Raw genomic sequence first — 21087 nt, forward strand, 5'->3', positions numbered from 1 at the left:
CAACGGGGGTGAACGGGCAGAATTTTCGTTGCAGGTTGCTACCAATTGGCGGCTTGCCTATCGATTAGTTTTTTTTCTGTCATAATCCCGCCCCCTTAATACCGGGTCAGAAAACCTTCCATGATCGATTTATTCAGCGGACTGGATGCTTGGGTGATTGTGAGCTTGTTGCTCGCCCTGGCCTTCGTCCTCACCTTCGAGTTCATCAACGGCTTTCATGACACCGCCAACGCGGTGGCGACAGTCATTTACACCAAGGCGATGCCGCCCCACCTGGCGGTGTTCTTCTCGGGTGTGTTCAACTTTCTCGGGGTGCTGCTTGGCGGCGTCGGCGTTGCGTATGCCATCGTCCATCTGCTGCCAGTCGAACTGCTGATCAACGTCAACACCGGTCATGGCCTGGCCATGGTGTTTTCGCTTCTGGCTGCGGCGATCACCTGGAACCTGGGCACCTGGTACTTCGGGATTCCGGCGTCCAGCTCCCATACGCTGATCGGTTCGATTCTGGGCGTGGGCCTGGCCAACGCGCTGATCAACCACATTCCGCTGGCGGAAGGCGTGAACTGGCAGAAGGCAATCGACATTGGCGCCTCGCTGGTGTTCTCGCCTCTGATGGGCTTCATCGTCGCCGCACTGGCGTTGATCGCGCTGAAGGCGTGGCGTCCGCTGTCGAAGATGCACAACACGCCGGAACAGCGTCGCAATACCAAGGACAAGAAGCATCCACCCTTCTGGAACCGTCTGGTGCTGGTGATTTCAGCGATGGCGGTCAGCTTCGTCCACGGTTCCAACGACGGCCAAAAAGGCATTGGCCTGATCATGCTGGTGCTGATCGGTATCGTTCCTGCCCAATTCGTGCTGGACCTGAGCACCACCACGTACCAGATCGAACGTACTCGCGACGCCACGCTGCACTTGAGCCAGTTCTACCAGCGCAACAACGCGACGCTGGGCGAATACCTGGCACTGGGCAAATCGACGAACGGTGACCTGCCGGAGCACTTCAGCTGCAACCCGGAGCAAACCGAGCCGACTATCGACGCGTTGCTCAATAACCTCAAAGGCGTAACGGACTACCACAGCCTGTCTGCCGAGCACCGCATCGAAACCCGCCGTTATCTGCTTTGCCTGGACGATACGGCGCGCAAGGTCGGGAAACTGCCTGCGCTCGACGCCCGCGAAAAATCCGATCTGGAAAAGCTGCGCAAGGACCTGACCGCCACGACCGAATACGCGCCGTTCTGGGTGATTCTCGCTGTCGCACTGGCGCTGGGTATCGGCACCATGGTCGGCTGGAAACGCGTGGTACTGACCATCGGCGAGAAAATCGGTAAACAGGGCATGACCTACGCACAAGGCATGTCGGCTCAGATCACCACTGCCAGCGCGATCGCCTTGGCCAACGTGTTCAGCCTGCCAGTCTCGACCACCCACATCCTGTCGTCTGGCGTCGCTGGCACCATGGTTGCCAACAGGAGCGGTCTGCAAGGCGGCACCGTCCGCAACATTCTGCTCGCCTGGGTGCTGACGCTGCCTGCCACTGTTGCGCTGTCCGCTGCGCTGTTCTGGCTGTCGTCCAAGGCGCTGGCGTGATTCAACAGCCCTCGTGACATGAAAATGCCCACAATTGAGTGGGCATTTTCGCTTCTACAGTCCACTTTAACGTCGCTTCTTACTGCCGCCCAACAAAGATCCCATGAGACCGCGCACCAATTCCCGACCGATCTGGTTGGCGGCCTGGCGCACTGCACTCTTGACCGCCTGCCCCGCCAGGCTACCCAAAAAGCCGCCTGCGAGATCGGCCAGACCGCCTTCGGACTTTTCTTCAGCGCCGGGTTTCGAGGCAGCATCAGGCGCAGCGCCTTTGCGCGCCAATAGCATCTCGTAGGCTGATTCGCGGTCCACCGCCTTGTCATACCGACCGGCAAGCGGCGAATGAGCAATCAGCACTGCTCGCTCCGCCTCACTCAGCGGCCCGATCCGCGATTGTGGAGGCGCCACCAGCACACGCCTGACCACTTCCGGCGTACCCTTTTCCTGCAAGGTGCCCACTAACGCCTCGCCGATACCCAATTCGGTCAGCACCGTCAGCGCGTCGAAAGCAGGGTTGGGCCTGAAACCCTCCGCCACGGCTTTCAGCGATTTCTGTTCCTTACTGGTAAATGCTCGCAGGCCGTGCTGAATGCGCAGACCCAACTGCGCCAGAACGGTGTCTGGCAGATCACCCGGCGACTGGGTCACGAAATACACGCCGACACCCTTTGAGCGAATCAGACGAACCACCTGTTCGAGGCGGTCTTGCAAGGCTTTGGGGGTATCGGCGAACAACAAATGGGCCTCATCAAAAAACAATGCCAGCAGGGGTTTGTCCGCATCGCCGCGCTCCGGCAATTGCTCGAACAATTCCGCCAGCAGCCAGAGCAGAAAGGTCGCGTACACTTTCGGCGCTTCATGCACCAACCGGCTGGCGTCGAGCAAATGAATGCGCCCTCGCCCGTCACTTGCCGGTTGCAGAATATCTTCCAGTTGCAGCGCGGGTTCGCCAAACAGCGCCTCGGCCCCCTGCTGTTCCAGAACAGCCAGCCGCCGCAGCAGCGCCTGGCTGGAACCCGTCGTCATCAGGGCACTGTCCTCGCCCAATGCCTGCGGGTTGTCGTGCAAGTAATTGAGCAAAGCCTTGAGGTCTTTGATATCCAGCAACAACAGGCCCTCGCGATCCGCCACCTTGAACGCCGCGTACAGGGCCGACTGCTGACTGTCCGTAAGTTCGAGCAAACTGCCGAGTAGCAAAGGCCCCATTTCCGATAGTGTCGTTCGCAAAGGATGACCCGATTGGCCGTAAACATCCCACAATGTCACCGGATACGCCTGGGGCGTGTGATTGAGCCAAGGCATCCCGGCAATGCGCTCGGCGACCTTGCCCTGGGGGCTGCCCGCCGCCCCCAGACCGCACAAATCACCTTTGATGTCGGCAGCGAACACGGCCACTCCGGCATCGCTGAACACTTCAGCCAAGCGCTGCAAGGTGACCGTCTTTCCGGTGCCCGTAGCGCCTGCTACCAGACCGTGGCGATTACCAAGCCTGAGCGTCTGCCCGACCGGCTGGCCATCCGGCCCCGCACCAATCAGCATCTGTTGAGAATCCGGCATGTCTTCACCTACAAATCAAATGGGAGTTGCAGCAAGACCACGGCGAAACGACACACCCTTGCCTGCATCGACGATTGCCAACTGAAGTCAGCCCCTTCACTCTAGTTCAATGCAGCCCGGGCACCGGCCACCCACCACCTGCTTACGAACACCTGATTGTGAACGCTGTCCACTCAGCACCCAAAACGAAGAGCATTTGTCATCGTGCCCATTGCCTTTTTCTTACCCGCGTTCAAATCGTCCAACAGGTCCTGCGCGTGAAACGACTCGTCTGGCTTGTCGTCATTCTGCTGATCGCCTTGCTGATTCCGTTCTTCATGGGCGGCGCAGAGATGTTTCACCGCTTGCGCAATTTTCCCCTGACACTGCTGCTCGCCATGTTTGGCATGGTGCTGGTGGGATGGTGCGCCAACACCATGCGACTGCGGCTATTGCTGGGTGAGAGCGCTGCCGGAGTCGGCATGCGTAAAAGCTTGGGCATCGTCATGGCCACGGAATTTGCCTACAGCGCGACACCTGGAGGCAGCGGCGCGCCATTGACCTTGGTGGCGTTGTTGTCACGTTGCGGCATCGGCCCTGCCAGAAGCACGGCCGCGTTCGCCACCGACCAACTCAATGATCTGGTGTTTTTCCTGCTGGCACTGATCGGGATTCTGATTTACGCGGTCTTTCACAAGCTCAGTGAAAATCTGGAATGGATGCTCATCGCCAGCGCGCTGCTGATCGGCGCGGGTTTATGCGTGTGTGCAGGCTTCGCACGCTTTCACCGGCGCATCATTCTGTTTAATGGCAAGTTGCTGACACGTCTGAGACGCAAGAACACCACACGCATTCGCTGGGCACGCAAACTTCTGCATTTTCGCGACGCACTGGCTGATACCTGGAAAATGCCCCATCGCATTCTGCTCAAGGTATTCGCCCTGACCTGCGTGCACTGGGGCCTGCGCTACAGCGTAATGTATCTGGCCCTCAGAGGCCTGGGAGTCGACATCGACTGGGCCTGGACGTTTCTGGTGCAAATGCTGTCGCTGAGTGCGGGACAGTTCAGCCTGTCACCGGGCGGTGCCGGGGCTGCGGAATTGACATCAGCCGCCCTGTTGGCGCCGATGGTGGGTAAATCGACCGCTGCGGCGGCGATTCTGATCTGGCGGATCGTGACCTACTACTTCTACCTGATCGCAGGCGGGCCGGTCTTTCTGCTGATGGTCGGCAAGCCGCTGCTGATGAAGCTATTGCGAGTCAGGACCGGCTGACTCGTCCTCATCAGGCTTCACCTGTTCCCACAACTGCGCAGCGCCCTCGAACTCGGTGCCGTCTTCGGGAGACAGCGCATCCGGGTCGTAACGCGTCAGACAGCCTTCACCCAGCGTCGGCGGGGCTTTGGACGTGGCTTTGTCGAGTGGATGGGTCATTGCAGAATGCCTCCGAAGATGGGGACACGTGTCCTGTGGGAGCGAATTCATTCGCGATGCAAGGGTACATCCGGCAGTTACGCATAGGATGTACCGCGCTCTCGCGAAGTACCGCCCAGAATGAATTCACCCCCGCAGGGCTGGGCGTGCTTCGAGCTTAGTCGAATACCACCGTCTTGTTGTCGTGCACCAGAACGCGGTCTTCCAGATGCGCGCGCAAGCCGCGAGCCAGCACCATTTTCTCGACGTCACGACCGAAACGTACCATGTTCTCGATGCTGTCGCGGTGGCTGACACGCACCACGTCCTGTTCGATGATCGGACCGGCATCCAGCTCTTCGGTCACGTAATGGCACGTCGCACCGATCAGCTTCACGCCGCGCAGCGACGCCTGATGGTAAGGCTTGGCGCCCACGAACGACGGCAGGAAGCTGTGGTGAATGTTGATGACTTGATGCGCGTACTCGCGACACAGTTGGGGCGGCAGGATCTGCATGTAGCGCGCCAGTACCACCACATCGGCCTCATGCTGCTTGACCAGACGCGACACTTCGGCGAACGCAGGCTCCTTGTCCTTTGGGTCTACCGGGACGTGGTAATAAGGAATGTCGTGCCACTCGACCATGCTGCGCAGATCCTGATGGTTGGAAATCACGCAGGCGATTTCGCAGTCCAGTTCATCGCTGTGCCAGCGGTGCAACAGATCCGCCAGGCAGTGCGATTCGCGGCTGGCCATGAGTACGACGCGCTTTTTCTGATCGGAGTCGGTGATGCGCCAGTCCATCGAAAACTCTTCCGCGATCGGGGCAAATGCCGCGCGAAAGCCTTCCAGGTCAAAAGGCAGGGTGTCGGCGCGGATTTCATGCCGCATGAAAAACCAGCCGCTGAGGTTGTCAGAGTGATGGCTCGCTTCCGTGATCCAGCCGTTGTACGACGCCAGAAAGTTACTGACTTTGGCAACGATGCCGACACGGTCCGGGCAGGCGATCACCAGACGAAAAGTGCGCATGGGGGAAAACTCCAGAACTTCGCAAAGGCGGCTATTCTAGCGATAACCCGGCGCCAGTGCAGTATGCTGATCACGCAGATTTTCCCCGGGCAGAAAAAAGGATCCGATCAATGGTAATGGACCGGTGTTTTCACCCGAGGTCCGCCCGCGCCGAACATAGCGTCGCTAAAAACTTATTAACCGTCACTTCTTACCGCCGACAGTGTTGTTTGATGGCCCGCGTATGTTCATACGCTATTTCAAAATGCTACGAATAAAACTTTTCTTAAATGTTTACTTGCGCAAATACTGTGACTATTATTGCGTCATTGCACCCCGCTCATCACAACACAGGTAGCCCTCATGTCCCTGATCAACGAATACCGCGCAACAGAAGAAGCCATCAAAGAATTGCAGGCCCGTCTGCAAAACCTGCAACAAGACGACAAGCTGCAAAAAGAACTTGAGTTTGAAGGCAAGCTGCGGTCGCTGATGGGTGAGTACCAAAAATCGCTGCGCGACATCATTGCGCTGCTGGATCCAGAATCCAAACTGAAGGCCCCACGTGGCGCCGCTGTCAAAACTACCGGCACCAAGCGCGCACGCAAGGTCAAGCAATACAAGAACCCGCACAACGGCGAAATCATCGAAACCAAAGGCGGCAACCACAAAACGCTGAAAGAGTGGAAAGCCAAGTGGGGCGGTGACGAGGTTGAAAGCTGGGCAACGCTGCTGGGCTAATTAGCCCGCGTGTTGTAACCGTCGTTGTACAGTGATGTGCGACCTGAAAAACGCCAGCGATTGCTGGCGTTTTTTATTGCCCCGGATTCATCATGCACCTGCGTCAAAGTCCGACTCGTTGCTGCAGTTGCAGCGAGTAATCCTGCCACTGGGCCAGCACCTTCAATTGATCCGGTGTCGCCTTCAGCGACAGCTCTAGCAGCGCCTTGGTAAAGGCCTTCAAGGTATTCGGGGCGCCTGCTTCAGGATCGGTCAAGCGTTGCTGACAAAAACTCAACCAGCGCTGCCGTTCAACATCGTTCAAGGTTTCAGCAAAGTTTCGTGCCCGGTAACGAAACAGCAACTCAGGCAACCGTGGATCATCAAAAAGCCACGGATCGCTGGCCAACTGTTGCGGTTCGGCCAGACGCACCTGCTCACAGAGACGACGGTCCCGATCGTTAATGAATCCATCATATAACTGTTGTTCCGGGTCATCGCTGACAGCGAATTCGTCAGCGCCGTAAACCGTTTTCAACTTATCCAGCCAGATCCCCTGCCCTTCACTCAGGTCCCGGGCACGCGCCTTGTAAACGTCCATATCCAGTTGCAGACGCTCACGGTCCTCCTCTCGCAACACGCTTAACGGGGCCACGACCGGGCACTTGTTTATATGCAGTAGTTTAAGCGGCACCGGCAACTGGCCGTCGAGCAGATCTTCGCGACGGGTATATAAGCGCTGACACAACGTTTGCGCCGCTTCATCCAGTAATGGACGGGGGTCATGAAAAAGGTCGCAGACAATCAGGGCATTGCGATTGGTCGGGTGCCAGGCCAGCGGCAGAACAACGCTCAAATAACTTCGCGCGGCGGAAAAGCGTCCGGATATATGAACAAGCGGCTGTAGCAAACGGATCTGATCCTGAACCTTATGTTTACTGCGTAGCTGAAAAAGATAGTCGTACAGCTTGGGCTGCTTGTCCCGGATCAGGCGCGCCAGTGCAATCGTCGCTCGCACATCGGACAGCGCGTCGTGAGCCTGTCCATGGTCTATACCGTTGGCGACGGTCAATCGCTCCAGCTTGAGCGTGCCCCGCCCCTCTTCCTCCGGCCAGACGATCCCTTCGGGGCGCAAGGCATAGGCCGTACGCACGACATCGATCAGGTCCCAGCGGCTGTTGCCACCTTGCCACTCGCGTGCATAGGGGTCGTAGAAGTTGCGATAAAGGCTGTAGCGGGTCATCTCGTCATCGAAGCGCAACGTGTTGTAGCCCGCACCACATGTACCGGGCAACGCCAGCTGGGCATGGACCCGAGTCATGAAATCTGCTTCGCACAGGCCCTTTTCAGCCAGCCGCGCAGGTGTGATACCGGTGACCAGACACGCCGCCGGATGAGGCAGGATGTCATCGCTGGGTTGACAATAGAGGTTCACGGGTTCGTCGATTTCGTTGAGCTGGTCGTCCGTGCGGATCCCCGCCACCTGAAGCGGCCGGTCGTTACGCGGATTGATCCCGGTGGTTTCGTAGTCGTACCAGAAGATGCTGGAAGTCACGGGTAGATCCTGAGCAAAAGTCCCGCGCAGTCTAACAGATGCGATCAGGCACCCAGACCGTCCAAAAGGCGTCGTGAAGTGTTTAAAGACGTTTCCCACAACACGGTTCAGAATCGTCCGGTTGCTTAGCGTTCATACCGTGGCTAGCATCAACTTTTATTTTCAGGCATACCCCTCCCGACAATGTCCTCCTCGCAAGCCTGGCCAAGGAACGCTGCACAGCCTGCCCCGCTGGACACCCGCATCCGCATGGAAACTCCGGAAGGCATCGATTTGCTGCTGCGCCCGGCGGGGCTGTTGTCCCGTTCACTGGCGTTCACGATCGATCTGGCCATTCGCGGCGTGTTACTGATCGCGTTGTTCTTCCTGCTCGATGCCTTCGGCGAATTCGGCAGTGGGGTGTTCGTGCTCACACTGTTTCTCATCAACTGGTGGTACATGGTGCTGTTCGAAGTGCTGCATCAAGGGCGCACACCCGGCAAACAGATCATGGGCCTGCGTGTGGTTCATGACGACGGCACGCCGGTGGGGTGGTCGGCCTCGCTGCTGCGCAATTTGCTGCGCTTCGTCGACATGCTCCCGTTTGGGTACAGCGTCGGCGCCTTCGCTTGCCTGCAACATCCATTGTTCAAGCGACTGGGGGATCTGGCCGCCGGCACACTGGTGATCTACCGCGACGTTCCGGTCACGCGTCCTGCCGTACCGGATGCTCCCTTGCTGATGCCCCCCCTGCGTCTGACACTGGACGAGCAGCGGGCGATACTGTCCTTTGCCGAACGACAACAGCACTTCACACCCGCCAGAGCGCAGGAACTGGCTGCGCTGCTGGTGACGCCCCTGCAAATGCCGACGCAGACGCCCCCTCAACATGCGGTTGACCAGTTGAACGGTATCGCGCGTGGGCTGGCGGGGTCACCATGAAACAACGCGAGTTCGAACAACGCCATCAGGCAGACTGGACGCGCTTCGCCGAGCGCCTGGTGATCCTGGAGAGCAGTCGTCGCCTCAACGAAGCGGGCAAGGGCTTCACCGAAGACTATCGCCAGATTTGCCGGCACCTGGCTCTGGCACAGGAGCGTGGGTACAGCAGTCACCTGGTCGATCCCTTGCAGCAGCTGGCGATGCGAGGTCATCAACAGCTCTATCGTCATCGCAGTCAACTCGTGGCCCGGCTTCTGAGTTTCGTTCTGGCTGACTTTCCTCGGCTGGTACGTGCCGAATGGCGGCTGGTCGCCTTCTCGGGAGTGCTGTTCTTCGGCAGCCTGTTCATCATGGGAGTGCTCGTTCACGGCTACCCGGACCTGATCTACAGCGTTGTCAGCCCCGCAGAGGTCAGTGAAATGGAGGGCATGTACGACCCGGCAGCCAGACGCCTTGGACAGTCTGCCGAGCGGGCGTCGAGTACAGACTGGCTGATGTTCGGCTACTACATCATGCACAACATCGGCATCGCGTTTCAGACCTTCGCCAGCGGATTGCTGTTCGGCCTGGGCAGTCTGTTCTTCCTGCTGTTCAACGGTTTGATGATTGGCGCAGTAGCGGGGCATCTCACGAACGTCGGGTTTGGTGAAACCTTCTGGCCGTTCGTGGTGGGCCACGGTTCATTCGAGTTAACCGCCATTGCCCTGGCAGGCGCGGCAGGTTTGAAACTGGGTTGGGCGTTGCTGGCGCCCGGTCCGCTGCGGCGTGGCGAAGCCTTGAGAGTGGCCGCGCAAACCAGCGTTCGCCTGATGGGTGGCGTTATCCTGTTTCTGATGATCGCCGCCTTCATCGAGGCCTATTGGTCATCGATGACCTGGCCGCAGCCCGTCACCAAGTACCTGGTCGGTGCCACGTTGTGGTTGCTGGTCGGCGCCTATCTGATTTTCGCCGGACGCACCGCCCATGCGCCTGACTGAAGCCCACGTGGCCATCCGCCCGCGCAACCCTTGGGAAGCCGTCGACCTGGGTGTCCTGTTCGCGCGCCAGCACCAATGTTTGTTGATGACCAGTTGGGCGTTGGTGACGCTGCCGACGTTCCTGCTGCTCAGCGTGGTGCTGTGGGACTATCCGACCCTCGCGGTGCTGCTGTTCTGGTGGCTGAAGCCCGCCTTCGAGCGTCTGCCCCTGCTGATCCTGTCGCAAGCCCTGTTCGGCCAGCCTCCCACACTCAAAAATGCCCTTGGCGCCTGGGTTCGAGCGCTCAAACCACAACTGTTGGCCAGCCTGACCTGGCGCCGCTTCAGCCTCAGCCGCAGCTTCAATCTGCCGGTCCTGCAACTGGAGGGGCTGGATGGCTTGCCCCGCGCGCAACGCATCGCGCTGCTTGGCCAGAAAAACCTTTGGGTGGCTCGCTGTCTCACCTCGATGGGCAGCACACTGGAAATGTGCCTCTGGATAGGCCTGATGGTGTTGTTCTATACGCTGATCCCTCAACAGGTCGAGCTGGACTGGTCATGGCGCAGCCTGCTCGCCGTTGATAGCAGCTGGAACTGGCTGGAGCACCTGACCAACGCGTTCTATGCGCTGGTACTGGTGATGTGGGGGCCGATTTACGTGGCATCCGGATTTGCGCTGTACATCAATCGCCGCACCACACTCGAAGCCTGGGACATCGAATTGACGTTCCGCCGCCTGCGTCAGCGAGTGGTCGGCAGTGCCTATGCCTTGTTGCTCGGCGTCGCACTGGCGCTGAGCGTTTCGCCATCCAGTGTCATGGCAGACGAAAGCGCTGACGAGCCGAATTACAGCTGCCCGCTGCCACCACTGGATCTGCCGCAAACAGAGGATCAGGTCGCAGCCCCCAACACGGCAAGGCTGCTCAATCAGCCACTGACCAGTGCAGCGTCCCGAGAGGCGATCAAAGGCGTGCTCGACAGCCCGCCCTTCAAGAACCCGAAAAACGTTTCAGGCTGGCGGCTGCCCGAACAAAAGCACAACGCGAAAACAAAGGCCAGCGACACCCCTCAGTGGCTGGCAAAGCTGATTCTGGGCATGCTCAACCTTGGCAAAACGCTTTCAACCGTATTCGAAGCCCTGCTCTGGACGCTTCTCGCACTGACCTTGGGCTGGGTCATCTGGCGCTATCGGGCCTGGTTCGGCACATTCGTCAGCCGCAACAAGGCGACACCTGTAACTCGCCACAACGTTCCCCAGCAATTGTTCGGCTTGCAGGTGAATACAGAGAGCCTGCCGGACGACGTTGCCGCTGCCGCCGAACGACTCTGGCAGCAATCACCTCGCGAAGCGCTCAGCCTGTTGTATCGCGCACTGCTCAATCGCCTGCTGACCGACTACCAACTGCCCTTGAAAAACTCGGACACCGAAGGGCAAGTGCTGGCGCATACCGAGCGATTGAACCTGCCCCCCTTGCATGCCTTCAGCCAGACCCTCACCCATCACTGGCAAACCCTCGCCTACGGCCACCAACTCCCCGCCGCAGAGGTGCTGAAATCGCTGTGCGATGACTGGCGACGTCTGTTTACCGGAGAAACGACAGCATGAGCCGCCGTATCGGGTTCGTGATCATTGCGCTGGTCCTGCTCAGCATTGCGGGCGCCAGCGTGCCTCTGCTCAAGCGCCTCGAACACTATCAGGAAGTGGTCGATCAAGGCCCTGCCCCAGAGGTGAGAGCGAATCCCTATCTGGCGGCTGAAACGTTTCTGCGCGAGCGCGGCATCACCGTCAACACGACACAGGCCCTCAACGTGCTGCCTGATATCGGTCAGCAGCCTCAGACCCTGATGCTGCTGGACACCCGCGAAAAGATGACGCCGAGCGAAGTCCAGCGTCTACTGAGGTGGGCGCGAGCAGGCGGACGGCTGCTCTTCGTTGCCGAGCAGTTGTGGGATGAAACGAAGGGCCGCAGTGGCGATCTGTTGCTCGATCAACTGCACATTCACCAATTCCTCACCCGCGACCTGCGCGAACAGGACAAACAGCGCGAGCGAGCGTTGAACACCCCTGTCATTCCGCTGAGCGTCCCGGATGTCGAAGCCCCCAAAACACTCTGGCCCGAGCTCACCCGGCTTTACGTGCAGAACGAAAACGATCCGGCCTACATGAGCTTCGATCCGGCCTTCCATCTGGACGACCCGGACAATCTTGCACAGTCCTGGGCCAACAGCGCGGATGCGACACACCTGCTACAGATGGCCTATGGCAAGGGCTTGATCACGGTGTTGACCGACGCCGACCTCTGGAAAACCCGGGCCATCGGCAAATACGACAATGCCTGGCTGCTGTGGTATCTGAGCCAGGACAGCGACGTGACGATGTTGCTGCGCACTGACCACGATAATCTGTCGGCGCTGCTGTGGCGGTATTTCCCACAGGCACTGTTCGCGCTGGCGCTGTTCATTGGCGCAGGACTCTGGCACAGCGGCATGCGCCATGGCCCCCTGCAACCGGAGCCTTCCCGCGCCAGACGGCAATTGAGCGAACACCTGCGAGCCAGCGCCGATTTCATACTGCGACGCGAGGGGCATCAGGCGCTGCTACGTCCATTGCAGCACGACATCCTGCGCCGAGCCCGTCAACGACATCCCGGCTTCGAGGGCCTGCCCGTTGCCGAGCAGTGGCAGATACTGGCCCGCATGACAGGTCAATCCACCCGCGATATCGGACAGGCATTGCGACCACGTCCGGACGAACATCTCTCCGACATTGAATTCACCCGTCAGGTTGCCTACCTGCAAAGCCTCAGGAATGCCTTAGCATGAGCGATCACCCCACGCCGCAGTCGAGCGCGACAGACAGCCAGACGGACATTGAACAGCCCGTCACCCATGCACCTGGCGAACCCGAAGACAGCGCATCTCAAGCCGGGTCCGCCAGCCACATGACTCAGCAACGTCAACGGGCGATTCATCTGGCGCAGGCCGTGCGCCATGAATTGCAAAAGGCCGTGATCGGCCAGAACCTCGTCATCGACGATGTACTGACCGCGCTGATCGGCGGGGGCCACGTTTTGCTCGAAGGCGTTCCCGGGCTGGGCAAGACCCTGCTGGTCCGTGCCCTCGCCCGCTGCTTCGGCGGTGAGTTCGCCCGTATTCAGTTCACCCCCGACCTGATGCCGAGCGATGTAACGGGGCATGCCGTGTACGACATGCAGAGTGAACAGTTCAAGCTGCGCAAAGGCCCGCTGTTCACCCACCTGCTGCTCGCCGATGAAATCAACCGCGCCCCTGCCAAGACGCAAGCCGCGCTGCTCGAAGCCATGCAGGAACGACAAGTGACGCTGGAGGGCCGCGCACTGCCGGTGCCTCAACCGTTCATGGTGCTGGCGACCCAGAACCCGATCGAACAGGAAGGCACCTACCCTCTGCCTGAAGCCGAGCTGGACCGTTTCATGCTCAAGTTGCGCATGGACTATCCACAGGCGGACCAGGAACTGGAAATGGTGCGACAGGTCACCCGATCGACGCGCTCTGACATGCTGGAGGTCCAGCCATTACGCACGCTGATGACGGCCAAGGATGTGCAGGTATTGCAACGCATCGCCAGCGAATTACCGGTGGACGATCAGGTGCTGGACTATGCGGTGCGCCTTGCCCGCACCACGCGTACATGGCCTGGCCTGACACTGGGCGCAGGCCCTCGCGCGTCCATCGCACTCGTGCGCGGCGGTCGTGCCCGTGCGCTGTTGCGCGGGGGAGACTTCGTGATCCCCGATGACATTAAAAGCTGCGCACTGGCCGTGCTTCGTCATCGCGTCAGGCTGTCGCCTGACCTGGACATCGAAGGCCTGTCGGTGGATCAGGTGCTCAAACAAATGCTCGACCAGGTTCCGGCGCCGCGTCAATGAAGCAACTGTTGAGACCCTCTACTCGACTGCTCTGGTGGCTGGCCGTTCTGGCAGGTTACGGCGTACTGCTGGGAGCATTGCAGGCGTTGGGACGAGGGCCGCTGGGCCGCCTCGACGGGCTGTTCTGGACGCTGGCCGGCGTGATGGGCGTGCTGATTGCGCTTGATGCCTGCTGGCTTTGGCGCTTGCCGTCTCCCCGTCTGCAACGCCATCTCCCCGGCAGCCTCCCATTGGGGCGTTGGGCCGAGGTGCGTATCGCGATCGAACACACCTATCGACGAAGCGTCGCCCTGAGCGTGTTCGATCACGGCCCGGAAGGCGGCACCAACCGTTTCGACGCCGAATACCTGCCCCAAGCAGTCGTACTCCGCGCCCAGCGCGGCGCGCAGCTGACCTGGCGCCTGCGCCCTACTAGCCGTGGGCTGTTCACCTTCGAAAAAGCCGAACTCCAACTGCGCAGCCCGCTGCGTCTGTGGTTTTCCCGACGCTATGTGCCGTTGATCAGCTCGGCGCGGGTCTATCCCGACTTTGCACGGCTGCACAATGGCCAGTTACTCGCGGTGGACAATTGGCTCAGCCAGATTGGCATACGTCAGCACCCTCGCCGAGGGCTGGGTCTGGAGTTCAATCAATTGCGCGAATTTCGCGAGGGCGACAGCCTCAAGCAGATCGACTGGAAGGCGACAGCCCGGCAGCGCACCCCTATAGCGCGCGAGTACCAGGACGAACGGGATCAACAAATCGTGTTTCTGCTCGACTGCGGACGTCGGATGCGCAGTCAGGACGGAGAGCTGACGCACTTCGACCATGCGCTCAACGCCTGCCTGCTTCTGGGCTACGCCGCGCTCAGGCAAGGGGATGCGGTAGGCCTGTCGACGTTCGCAGCCGAACAGGATCGACACCTGATGCCGGTCAAAGGCCCGGCTCAGTTGAACCTGCTGCTCAATCACGTATATGACCTGGACAGCACACAAAAGTCTGCCGACTACGGCGCCGCGATCGGCCAACTGTTGATCCGACAGAAACGCCGCGCCCTCGTCGTGCTGGTGACCAACCTGCGCGATGAGGACGACGAGGAATTGCTGGGAGCGGTCAAACACCTGGCACGCCAGCACCGCGTACTGATCGCCAGCTTGCGTGAGGAAGTGCTGGATGAACGGCGCAGTACACCTGTCCAGGGCTGGCAGCAGGCACTGGACTATTGCGGCACAGTGGACTTTCTCAATGCCCGGGCAAGCCTGCATGAAAGGCTGACCGCTCATGGCATTCCGGTACTGGACGTGCGCCCCGGCGAACTGGGGCCGCAATTGGTGAGTCGCTACCTGAGCTGGAAGAAAGCCGGCACCCTGTGACAGGTGCCGTTCTCAGGCAGAAGCCTCCAGCGGATAGAAGCTGAAATAGCGCTGCAGCGCCTGAATCAGATGGTAGTACTCGGCAGGTGCCGCCTGCAGCTTGAACCCTGAATCGTAGACCCTGGGGGTCTCGTCTTCCTGGCACCACAGGCAACTGGCGTTGATGTCGATGTGATAGAGACCGTTCTTCTCGTCAGGGACTTTCAGACGCAACTGAAAGTCCGCGCCGACGAGAATCGGCAGGTCGCTGATCAACATCAGACCTTGTTCGGACACGTTCCCCAGGCAACCCAATGGCTTGTCGGTGTACCGATTGAACACCTGGAGGTAGTAAGGGAGTTGGTGACGCTCGATTCGTCTTTCGTTAAGCATTGGACATGGGTCCTCGAATGACCATTGAGCATGGCCTTGCTAATGCGAAGAGATCCGGTCGCGCGTGAACCACAGACGACGAAACGACCGAACCCACCTGTTCATTACAACAGGGACGTCATCTGACTCACCAGCCATAACCGAAGTCACTCATCCGATTATTCGATTTCGCGATAGCGATTGATCCCGCTAGCCCGCGTTGAAATAACCGGAGTGCTCTTCGCCACTCCTGTGATGAAATCTTTAGGTCCCTACCGATTGCAGCCTAGCTCAACATTCTAGAAAGGCCACTCGAAAAACGTGACGCTGTATCCAAACGGGTGTAACTAGAGTGAAGCAGGTCGCGGGACTGCCGGGGGCGCGAGGTTGTCATGGCCCAACTGGTGCAGCGTATCGAGACGCGCTCGGGCTCTGAACGCGTATTCACTGTACGGGTACTGGGTGATGATGAACTGGTACGTCTGCACGGCATCGACGTACAGCTTCTGGCGCTCCAGGCACTGACCGCGCAACATCGATACTTCAGGCTGAACATAGCGGCGCGCGCGACTTTCGCGATCCACTTTGGACAGGTTGTACATCACCGCATCGCAGTCGCCCTGGGCGTACGCACGGTTGGCATTGTCCAGATGGCTGTTCATTGCCCAGCGCGTGCAGCCGCTCAAAGCCGCCAGCGCCACTAATATCATCACGATTCGCATGAGAGTCTCCTGTGCTCTCCAGCATATCGGCGCCTGGCGAGATTTCTTCAAGCCCGTTTTGCACATTGCCAGTCTGCCTACACTGGGCCGATTGCCCATTCAATACGCAACAAGTAGTGCAAAGGAACAATGACTACAGGCCAATACAGTAGTAGCCTTCCGCTGCGCTTCATTTAAGGAGTTTGTGCATGTCCGTTCGTCGCACCAAAATCGTAGCCACACTTGGCCCTGCCAGTAATTCGCCTGAAGTCATCGAGAAGCTGATTCTTGCTGGCCTGGACGTTGCCCGCCTGAACTTTTCCCACGGCACGCCTGACGAGCACAAGGCTCGCGCGAAGCTGATCCGTGACATCGCTGCCAAGAATGGCCGCTTCGTCGCGCTGCTGGGCGACCTGCAAGGCCCGAAAATCCGCATCGCCAAATTCGCCAACAAGAAGATTGAGCTGAAAGTCGGTGACAAGTTCACCTTCTCCACCAGCCATCCTCTGACCGAAGGCACGCAGGAAGTTGTCGGTATCGATTACCCCGATCTGGTCAAGGATTGCGGCGTAGGCGACGAACTGCTGCTCGACGACGGACGCGTGGTCATGCGTGTGGACACGCAAACCGCTGAAGCCCTGCACTGCACCGTGACCATTGGCGGCCCGCTGTCGGACCACAAAGGCATCAACCGCCGCGGTGGTGGCCTGACCGCACCAGCGCTGACCGACAAAGACAAGCAAGACATCAAGCTCGCCGCTGAAATGGACCTGGACTACCTGGCCGTTTCGTTCCCGCGTGACGCAGCCGACATGGAATACGCCCGCAAACTGCGTGACGAAGCTGGCGGTACGGCGTGGCTCGTGGCGAAGATCGAGCGCGCCGAAGCGGTTGCCGACGACGAAACCCTGGGCAATCTGATCCGCGCCAGTGACGCCGTCATGGTTGCCCGTGGCGACCTGGGCGTAGAAATCGGTGACGCCGAGCTGGTGGGCATCCAGAAGAAAATTATCATGTTGGCTCGACGCAACAACAAAGCGGTGATCGTGGCCACGCAGATGATGGAGTCGATGATCTCCAGCCCCATGCCGACCCGCGCTGAAGTGTCCGACGTGGCCAACGCCGTGCTCGACTACACCGACGCCGTGATGCTGTCCGCTGAAAGTGCCGCGGGTTCCTACCCTGTCGAAGCCGTTGAAGCCATGGCGCGTATTTGCGTCGGCGCCGAACGTCACCCGACCGGCAAGACTTCCAGCCACCGTATCGGCCACTCGTTCACCCGTTGCGACGAAAGCATCGCCCTGGCGGCCATGTACACCGCCAACCACTTCCCTGGCGTGAAGGCGATCATCGCACTGACCGAGAGCGGCTACACCCCGCTGATCATGTCGCGCATCCGTTCCTCGGTGCCGATCTACGCGTTCTCCCCGCACCGCGAAACCCAGGCCCGTGCGGCCCTGTTCCGTGGCGTCTACACCATTCCATTCGACCCTGCTTCGCTGCCAGCGGGCCAGGTCAGCCAATCGGCTGCGGACGAGCTGGTGAAACGCGGTCTGGTCGAGCAAGGCGACTGGGTCATCCTGACCAAGGGTGACAGTTACCACACTATCGGTGGCACCAACGGCATGAAGATTCTGCACGTCGGCGACCCAATGGTTTAAGGCACTTCGCAGCGATCAAAAAGCCCCGGCGCGTGAGCGTCCGGGGCTTTTTTGTATCGACTAACCCTTCTCCAGAAAGGTATCCGCCAGCAATTGCCCCCGTGGCAACCCGGCGATGAACAAGCGCTTCGAAAACGCCTCAACGCTACCTGGCGAACCACAAACGAGGGCGATGGTTTGTCGAGAAGCGACCCGCAAGCCAGACAGCGCAGTCTGAAACTGCTCGGCATCGATCAGCTCGACCTGCAGTTGATCATGCTCGGTCGCCAAGCCTTGAAGGCTCGCAGCCAGGTAATGTTCCCGCGCAATGTGCATCACCCGAATAGGCCCCTGATGCCCCTGCCGCAACGCTTCGCGCAGAATGCCCCATAAAGGCCCCAGACCGGTTCCCGCCGCCAGCAACCACAAAGGCCGCTCCTGCCAGTCAGGGTCGTAGTGCAGTACGCCGCCACGCAGTTCGCCCATTCGAAGTTCGTCGCCGATTTTCAAGAAGCGCGCCACATCGACGAACGCCCCGGGCCGGGCACAATCGATATGAAATTCAAGAAAGGTATCCTCCCCCGGAACGCTTGCTAGCGAATAGGGCCGCGCGACGCCACTGGCGGTCCAGAGCAGCAGATGTTGCCCGGCTCGATAGCGCAATGGACGCTCGGGTTCAAGCCGCAGACGCAACACTGAAGGACTCAGCCAGTCATGACCGCTGACAGTCGCGAGCGAACCATCGCGTACTGGGTCGAAGAGCTCGACGCTCAAGTCATCGACGACCCGGCACTGGCATGCGAGGCGCCAGCCCTTTTCGCGCTGGCCCGCATCCAGTGCCTCGGGTTGCGCATCCAGTGGCTCACCCTGAGTGCAACGCACAAGGCAGGCATGGCAACTGCCTGCACGGCAACTGTAAGGCACGCAAAGCCCCGCGCCGTTGAGTGCGTCCAACAGGTTGCTTCCGGCGGCGACCGACCATTGCCAATCACCGGCACGCAATTCAGGCATCGACGTGGTCCCATGCGCCGTGGCAGCAATTGCGACCCTGGTGTTTGGCGCGATACAAGGCCTGGTCGGCACGGTGCAATGCGTAGTCCAGTGTGTCGCTGCGTTCGATCAACGTCATACCGACCGACAGGCTCAGTTCCAGCCCCGGCAAATCAACAAGGGTGACGTGCTCGAAAGCATGGCGAACCCGCTCGCAGCAATCGATCAATTGCTCGCGGGTACAACGCGGAATCAACAACACAAATTCCTCCCCGCCATACCGCGCCAGGATGTCATCCGAACGCAGGCAATTGGCGGCCGTCTTGGCGAATACCTGAAGCACGCGGTCGCCTGCGGCGTGACCGAACACGTCATTGACCCGCTTGAAATGGTCCAGATCGATGAGCGCCAGTCCTTGCGTGTAGCTGCCCTCCATGGACTCCAGTTCACGGCTGGCCAGACGCAGGAAATGGCGCCGGTTACACAGATGGGTCAACTCGTCGGTGGACGCCAGTTCCTCAAGCTGAAACATCATGCCGCGCAGCGTTTCCTGGTGGGCTTGCAAGGTGATGCGGTGTTGGTGCATGCGTTGCCTTGAATCCTGCACAAAGCGCGCATAAAGGCACAACCAGCTCAGCGCGATAAACAGCGCTCCCGTTTGCAAAATAGCCAGACCAGGATCATCGAGGCGACCCTCATACCCGTCCCAAAGATTGAGCGCCGTGAATCCCAGCAACGCAAACACCGCACAACGGGTGAAGACTCTGGGCGGCAGATGGAACAGACCGAACAGCAGCACCAGCACATACAACAGCAAAAAGGTGCCCCGCGCCGAATCCAGGTGATAGAGCAGAAAGGTTTCCCATCCAAGGCCCATCAACACCTGAAACTCCGTCAGGCTCGAATCCTTGAAGCGTTGGTTGTAACCGCTGAAAAAAGCCAGGCTCAGCACCGCCTGAGACATCATCACCGAGACGCTGACCAGCCAGACGTCGAAGAAATCAGCGTGGTAATACCCCGCGCAATACGCCAGCCAAACGAGCACGATCAGCAGCATGTAGGTGCCCGCCGCCATGGCGAAGCGCTTCAACCGCAAGCGCTGAATAGTTCCATCTACATGGGGGTGATTCATCATTGAGGCTCTTGCAGTCCGACCAGATGTGCCTGCCTTAAACAGCCTTCTGATCGAGTCTTGCTGTCGGAAAAGGCAGAGGCGCTACGGTCATCCGGAAAAATGCCAATGTAGAGCAAACGTGGCGATTCGCCAACGCGTGCTGAACGATCAGTCTCGGCCACACATCTGAACGACACACGTGCTGCCATCCTCCCTCGGTGCCTGCCCACAGGGAAACACTCTGCAAACCTTCCACGGGAGTGCAATACATATATATACCAACCCGCAGAGAAGCAGCCTCTAGGCTAGAGTCTCCCACTAACACCATGGACGGTGAAAAACCATGAGTTACAACAACGATACCCAATGGATCAGCGCCTTCACCCTCGCGGTCACTTCCAGCTCCAACAAAGTGTTCTCCAACGGCCGCCACCAGGTGGAAATCACGGTCGGAGTTACCCCACAGGAAGGTGAAGAAGTCACCGAGGAGCAGATGGCGAGCATCCAGCTCGTCACTCTGGATGATGACGGCAATTATCAGGAGCTGTCTGGCGAACTGCAGCTCGGCACCGAGCGGGACGAACGCTTCGACTATCACCCGGACGCAGGTTCTGCCTCCGACACCACAGACCTCGAATCCACGACTCAGCGCCGCACCTTCTATGTTTCGTCGACCCGCCCTGAGGGCTCTCAAGACACGCTCTATGCGGTGATCAGCAAAAACGAGGAGACACGCTACGTCACTCACAGCAGCGAATTTGGCGCTTCAGTCACTGTGGAGTCGGTAGTACCCACACAGGTGGGTGCAGACGATTTCTTGTTATGGGCAGACAACGTATCGGACCGGGAGCTTGCTACCTCGCGGGCAGGCTGCGAAATCTATTCCCTGGCCTTCAAGGACGCAGAACGCAGAATTGTGGCATCTGTTCCTCGCGGGGCTGGAGAAGGCGTCGCCTACTACCAGAACCACCTCGATATTTCTCCATGGGACGACGCTAATGAAGAAGAGTACGTCCCGACACGCTTCCAGAACTTCTACCACCACGCCTATAAGGTGGGCGAACCCAAGGAGTTCGTCTTTCAGGGCACCGCCATCCCGCTGAACCAGACACCTGGCGTCATGAACTTCGTGCGACTGAAGACGATCAGCGACAGTCCTGAGGTGGAGTTCCATCACGACGCTAGCCGTTGGGAGTTGCTGGATCAATATGGAAATGCACACACGATCGAGATGAAACAGTTCAACGATGGCGCAGGTATGGATTTCGAGTTGCTCGAATACATCTGAGGCGCAAGCGATTTCAGTCTGTTTAATCTAGACGAGACGCC

General features: G+C 59.3%; 19 protein-coding genes. 11 read left to right on the forward strand and 8 right to left on the reverse strand.

The genetic code is table 11. The annotated features are described in order from the left end of the window. The first annotated feature begins 120 nt into the window (after positions 1–120). The gene (locus ACI5GA_RS10875) at positions 121–1593 is read left to right on the forward strand and encodes an inorganic phosphate transporter (protein WP_404635901.1); all 1473 of its coding nucleotides are present in this window, start codon (positions 121–123) and stop codon (positions 1591–1593) included. A 66-nt stretch (positions 1594–1659) separates the two neighbouring features. On the opposite strand, the gene ACI5GA_RS10880 is transcribed toward ACI5GA_RS10875, so the two are convergent. Further along, a complete protein-coding gene (locus ACI5GA_RS10880) occupies positions 1660–3150 on the reverse strand; it encodes a helicase HerA-like domain-containing protein (RefSeq protein ID WP_421422771.1) in 1491 nt (496 codons plus the stop codon). 257 nt (positions 3151–3407) lie between these two features. Between ACI5GA_RS10880 and ACI5GA_RS10885 the strand changes: the two genes are divergently transcribed. Continuing rightward, positions 3408–4403 (forward strand): lysylphosphatidylglycerol synthase transmembrane domain-containing protein, encoded by a 996-nt coding sequence (locus ACI5GA_RS10885; RefSeq protein ID WP_404635897.1) that lies wholly within the window; start codon positions 3408–3410, stop codon positions 4401–4403. On the opposite strand, the gene ACI5GA_RS10890 is transcribed toward ACI5GA_RS10885, so the two are convergent. Continuing rightward, on the reverse strand, positions 4380–4562 hold the full coding sequence (locus ACI5GA_RS10890) for a hypothetical protein (RefSeq protein ID WP_404635895.1): 183 nt from the start codon (positions 4560–4562) through the stop codon (positions 4380–4382). The two genes, ACI5GA_RS10885 and ACI5GA_RS10890, sit on opposite strands and share 24 nt — an antisense overlap. Positions 4563–4719: 157 nt before the next feature. Then, complete coding sequence (gene purU, locus ACI5GA_RS10895; protein WP_404635893.1) at positions 4720–5571, reverse strand: formyltetrahydrofolate deformylase; 852 nt, start codon at positions 5569–5571, stop codon at positions 4720–4722. Between the two features lie 342 nt (positions 5572–5913). On the opposite strand from purU, the gene mvaT reads away from it, so the two are divergent. Further along, positions 5914–6291 carry a histone-like nucleoid-structuring protein MvaT gene (gene mvaT / locus ACI5GA_RS10900; RefSeq protein WP_404635891.1) on the forward strand — a complete coding sequence of 126 codons (378 nt, stop codon included), beginning with the start codon at positions 5914–5916 and terminating at the stop codon, positions 6289–6291. Positions 6292–6394: 103 nt separating this feature from the next. Here mvaT and sbcB read toward each other — a convergent pair whose 3' ends face one another. Continuing rightward, a complete protein-coding gene (gene sbcB, locus ACI5GA_RS10905; RefSeq protein WP_421425469.1) occupies positions 6395–7825 on the reverse strand; it encodes an exodeoxyribonuclease I in 1431 nt (476 codons plus the stop codon). Between the two features lie 183 nt (positions 7826–8008). Between sbcB and ACI5GA_RS10910 the strand changes: the two genes are divergently transcribed. The 6 genes from ACI5GA_RS10910 (at position 8009) to ACI5GA_RS10935 (ending at position 14962) form a co-directional block, all read left to right on the forward strand. Further along, positions 8009–8746, forward strand: a complete 738-nt coding sequence (locus ACI5GA_RS10910) for an RDD family protein (RefSeq protein ID WP_404635889.1) — start codon at positions 8009–8011, stop codon at positions 8744–8746. Then, entirely contained in the window at positions 8743–9723 is a 981-nt protein-coding gene (locus tag ACI5GA_RS10915) for a stage II sporulation protein M (protein WP_404635887.1), read from the forward strand. The genes ACI5GA_RS10910 and ACI5GA_RS10915 overlap by 4 nt, the downstream gene beginning before the upstream one ends. Further along, positions 9710–11308, forward strand: coding sequence for a DUF4129 domain-containing protein (locus tag ACI5GA_RS10920; protein ID WP_421422772.1), 1599 nt, complete (start codon positions 9710–9712; stop codon positions 11306–11308). The genes ACI5GA_RS10915 and ACI5GA_RS10920 overlap by 14 nt, the downstream gene beginning before the upstream one ends. Then, on the forward strand, positions 11305–12525 hold the full coding sequence (locus tag ACI5GA_RS10925; protein ID WP_421422773.1) for a DUF4350 domain-containing protein: 1221 nt from the start codon (positions 11305–11307) through the stop codon (positions 12523–12525). The genes ACI5GA_RS10920 and ACI5GA_RS10925 overlap by 4 nt, the downstream gene beginning before the upstream one ends. 119 nt (positions 12526–12644) lie before the next feature. Next, positions 12645–13610, forward strand: coding sequence for an AAA family ATPase (locus tag ACI5GA_RS10930; protein WP_404636258.1), 966 nt, complete (start codon positions 12645–12647; stop codon positions 13608–13610). Beyond that, the gene (locus tag ACI5GA_RS10935) at positions 13607–14962 is read left to right on the forward strand and encodes a DUF58 domain-containing protein (RefSeq protein ID WP_421422774.1); all 1356 of its coding nucleotides are present in this window, start codon (positions 13607–13609) and stop codon (positions 14960–14962) included. The genes ACI5GA_RS10930 and ACI5GA_RS10935 overlap by 4 nt, the downstream gene beginning before the upstream one ends. 12 nt (positions 14963–14974) lie before the next feature. On the opposite strand, the gene ACI5GA_RS10940 is transcribed toward ACI5GA_RS10935, so the two are convergent. Then, entirely contained in the window at positions 14975–15334 is a 360-nt protein-coding gene (locus tag ACI5GA_RS10940; protein ID WP_404635879.1) for a PilZ domain-containing protein, read from the reverse strand. 326 nt (positions 15335–15660) lie between these two features. Beyond that, positions 15661–16035: a tetratricopeptide repeat protein gene (locus tag ACI5GA_RS10945; protein WP_404635877.1), complete on the reverse strand. Its 375-nt coding sequence runs from the start codon at positions 16033–16035 to the stop codon at positions 15661–15663. A gap of 188 nt (positions 16036–16223) precedes the next feature. Here ACI5GA_RS10945 and pyk point away from each other — a divergent pair, with 188 nt between their 5' ends. Next, the gene (pyk, locus tag ACI5GA_RS10950) at positions 16224–17675 is read left to right on the forward strand and encodes a pyruvate kinase (protein WP_404635875.1); all 1452 of its coding nucleotides are present in this window, start codon (positions 16224–16226) and stop codon (positions 17673–17675) included. Positions 17676–17735: 60 nt separating this feature from the next. Here pyk and ACI5GA_RS10955 read toward each other — a convergent pair whose 3' ends face one another. Together ACI5GA_RS10955 and ACI5GA_RS10960 are read right to left on the reverse strand one after the other, a co-directional pair. Further along, positions 17736–18665, reverse strand: coding sequence for an iron-sulfur-binding ferredoxin reductase (locus ACI5GA_RS10955; protein ID WP_421422776.1), 930 nt, complete (start codon positions 18663–18665; stop codon positions 17736–17738). Beyond that, positions 18658–19779, reverse strand: a complete 1122-nt coding sequence (locus ACI5GA_RS10960; protein ID WP_421422777.1) for a diguanylate cyclase domain-containing protein — start codon at positions 19777–19779, stop codon at positions 18658–18660. The genes ACI5GA_RS10955 and ACI5GA_RS10960 overlap by 8 nt, the downstream gene beginning before the upstream one ends. A gap of 322 nt (positions 19780–20101) precedes the next feature. Between ACI5GA_RS10960 and ACI5GA_RS10965 the strand changes: the two genes are divergently transcribed. Next, positions 20102–21046: a hypothetical protein gene (locus ACI5GA_RS10965; RefSeq protein WP_421422778.1), complete on the forward strand. Its 945-nt coding sequence runs from the start codon at positions 20102–20104 to the stop codon at positions 21044–21046. Positions 21047–21087: the final 41 nt, after the last annotated feature.

The sequence above is a fragment of the Pseudomonas sp. Pseu.R1 genome, from assembly GCF_045764065.1.
GTDB lineage: Bacteria > Pseudomonadota > Gammaproteobacteria > Pseudomonadales > Pseudomonadaceae > Aquipseudomonas.

Coding starts and splice junctions, on each gene's coding strand:
- purU (WP_404635893.1), bottom strand. CDS start 5,571: ATGCGCACTTTTCGTCTGGTGATCGCCTGCCCGGACCGTGTCGGCATC.
- ACI5GA_RS10940 (WP_404635879.1), bottom strand. CDS start 15,334: ATGCTTAACGAAAGACGAATCGAGCGTCACCAACTCCCTTACTACCTC.
- ACI5GA_RS10880 (WP_421422771.1), bottom strand. CDS start 3,150: ATGCCGGATTCTCAACAGATGCTGATTGGTGCGGGGCCGGATGGCCAG.
- pyk (WP_404635875.1), top strand. CDS start 16,224: ATGTCCGTTCGTCGCACCAAAATCGTAGCCACACTTGGCCCTGCCAGT.
- ACI5GA_RS10910 (WP_404635889.1), top strand. CDS start 8,009: ATGTCCTCCTCGCAAGCCTGGCCAAGGAACGCTGCACAGCCTGCCCCG.
- ACI5GA_RS10935 (WP_421422774.1), top strand. CDS start 13,607: ATGAAGCAACTGTTGAGACCCTCTACTCGACTGCTCTGGTGGCTGGCC.
- ACI5GA_RS10960 (WP_421422777.1), bottom strand. CDS start 19,779: ATGATGAATCACCCCCATGTAGATGGAACTATTCAGCGCTTGCGGTTG.
- mvaT (WP_404635891.1), top strand. CDS start 5,914: ATGTCCCTGATCAACGAATACCGCGCAACAGAAGAAGCCATCAAAGAA.
- ACI5GA_RS10875 (WP_404635901.1), top strand. CDS start 121: ATGATCGATTTATTCAGCGGACTGGATGCTTGGGTGATTGTGAGCTTG.
- ACI5GA_RS10920 (WP_421422772.1), top strand. CDS start 9,710: ATGCGCCTGACTGAAGCCCACGTGGCCATCCGCCCGCGCAACCCTTGG.
- ACI5GA_RS10915 (WP_404635887.1), top strand. CDS start 8,743: ATGAAACAACGCGAGTTCGAACAACGCCATCAGGCAGACTGGACGCGC.
- ACI5GA_RS10930 (WP_404636258.1), top strand. CDS start 12,645: ATGACTCAGCAACGTCAACGGGCGATTCATCTGGCGCAGGCCGTGCGC.
- ACI5GA_RS10955 (WP_421422776.1), bottom strand. CDS start 18,665: ATGCCTGAATTGCGTGCCGGTGATTGGCAATGGTCGGTCGCCGCCGGA.
- ACI5GA_RS10945 (WP_404635877.1), bottom strand. CDS start 16,035: ATGCGAATCGTGATGATATTAGTGGCGCTGGCGGCTTTGAGCGGCTGC.
- ACI5GA_RS10965 (WP_421422778.1), top strand. CDS start 20,102: ATGAGTTACAACAACGATACCCAATGGATCAGCGCCTTCACCCTCGCG.
- ACI5GA_RS10890 (WP_404635895.1), bottom strand. CDS start 4,562: ATGACCCATCCACTCGACAAAGCCACGTCCAAAGCCCCGCCGACGCTG.
- ACI5GA_RS10925 (WP_421422773.1), top strand. CDS start 11,305: ATGAGCCGCCGTATCGGGTTCGTGATCATTGCGCTGGTCCTGCTCAGC.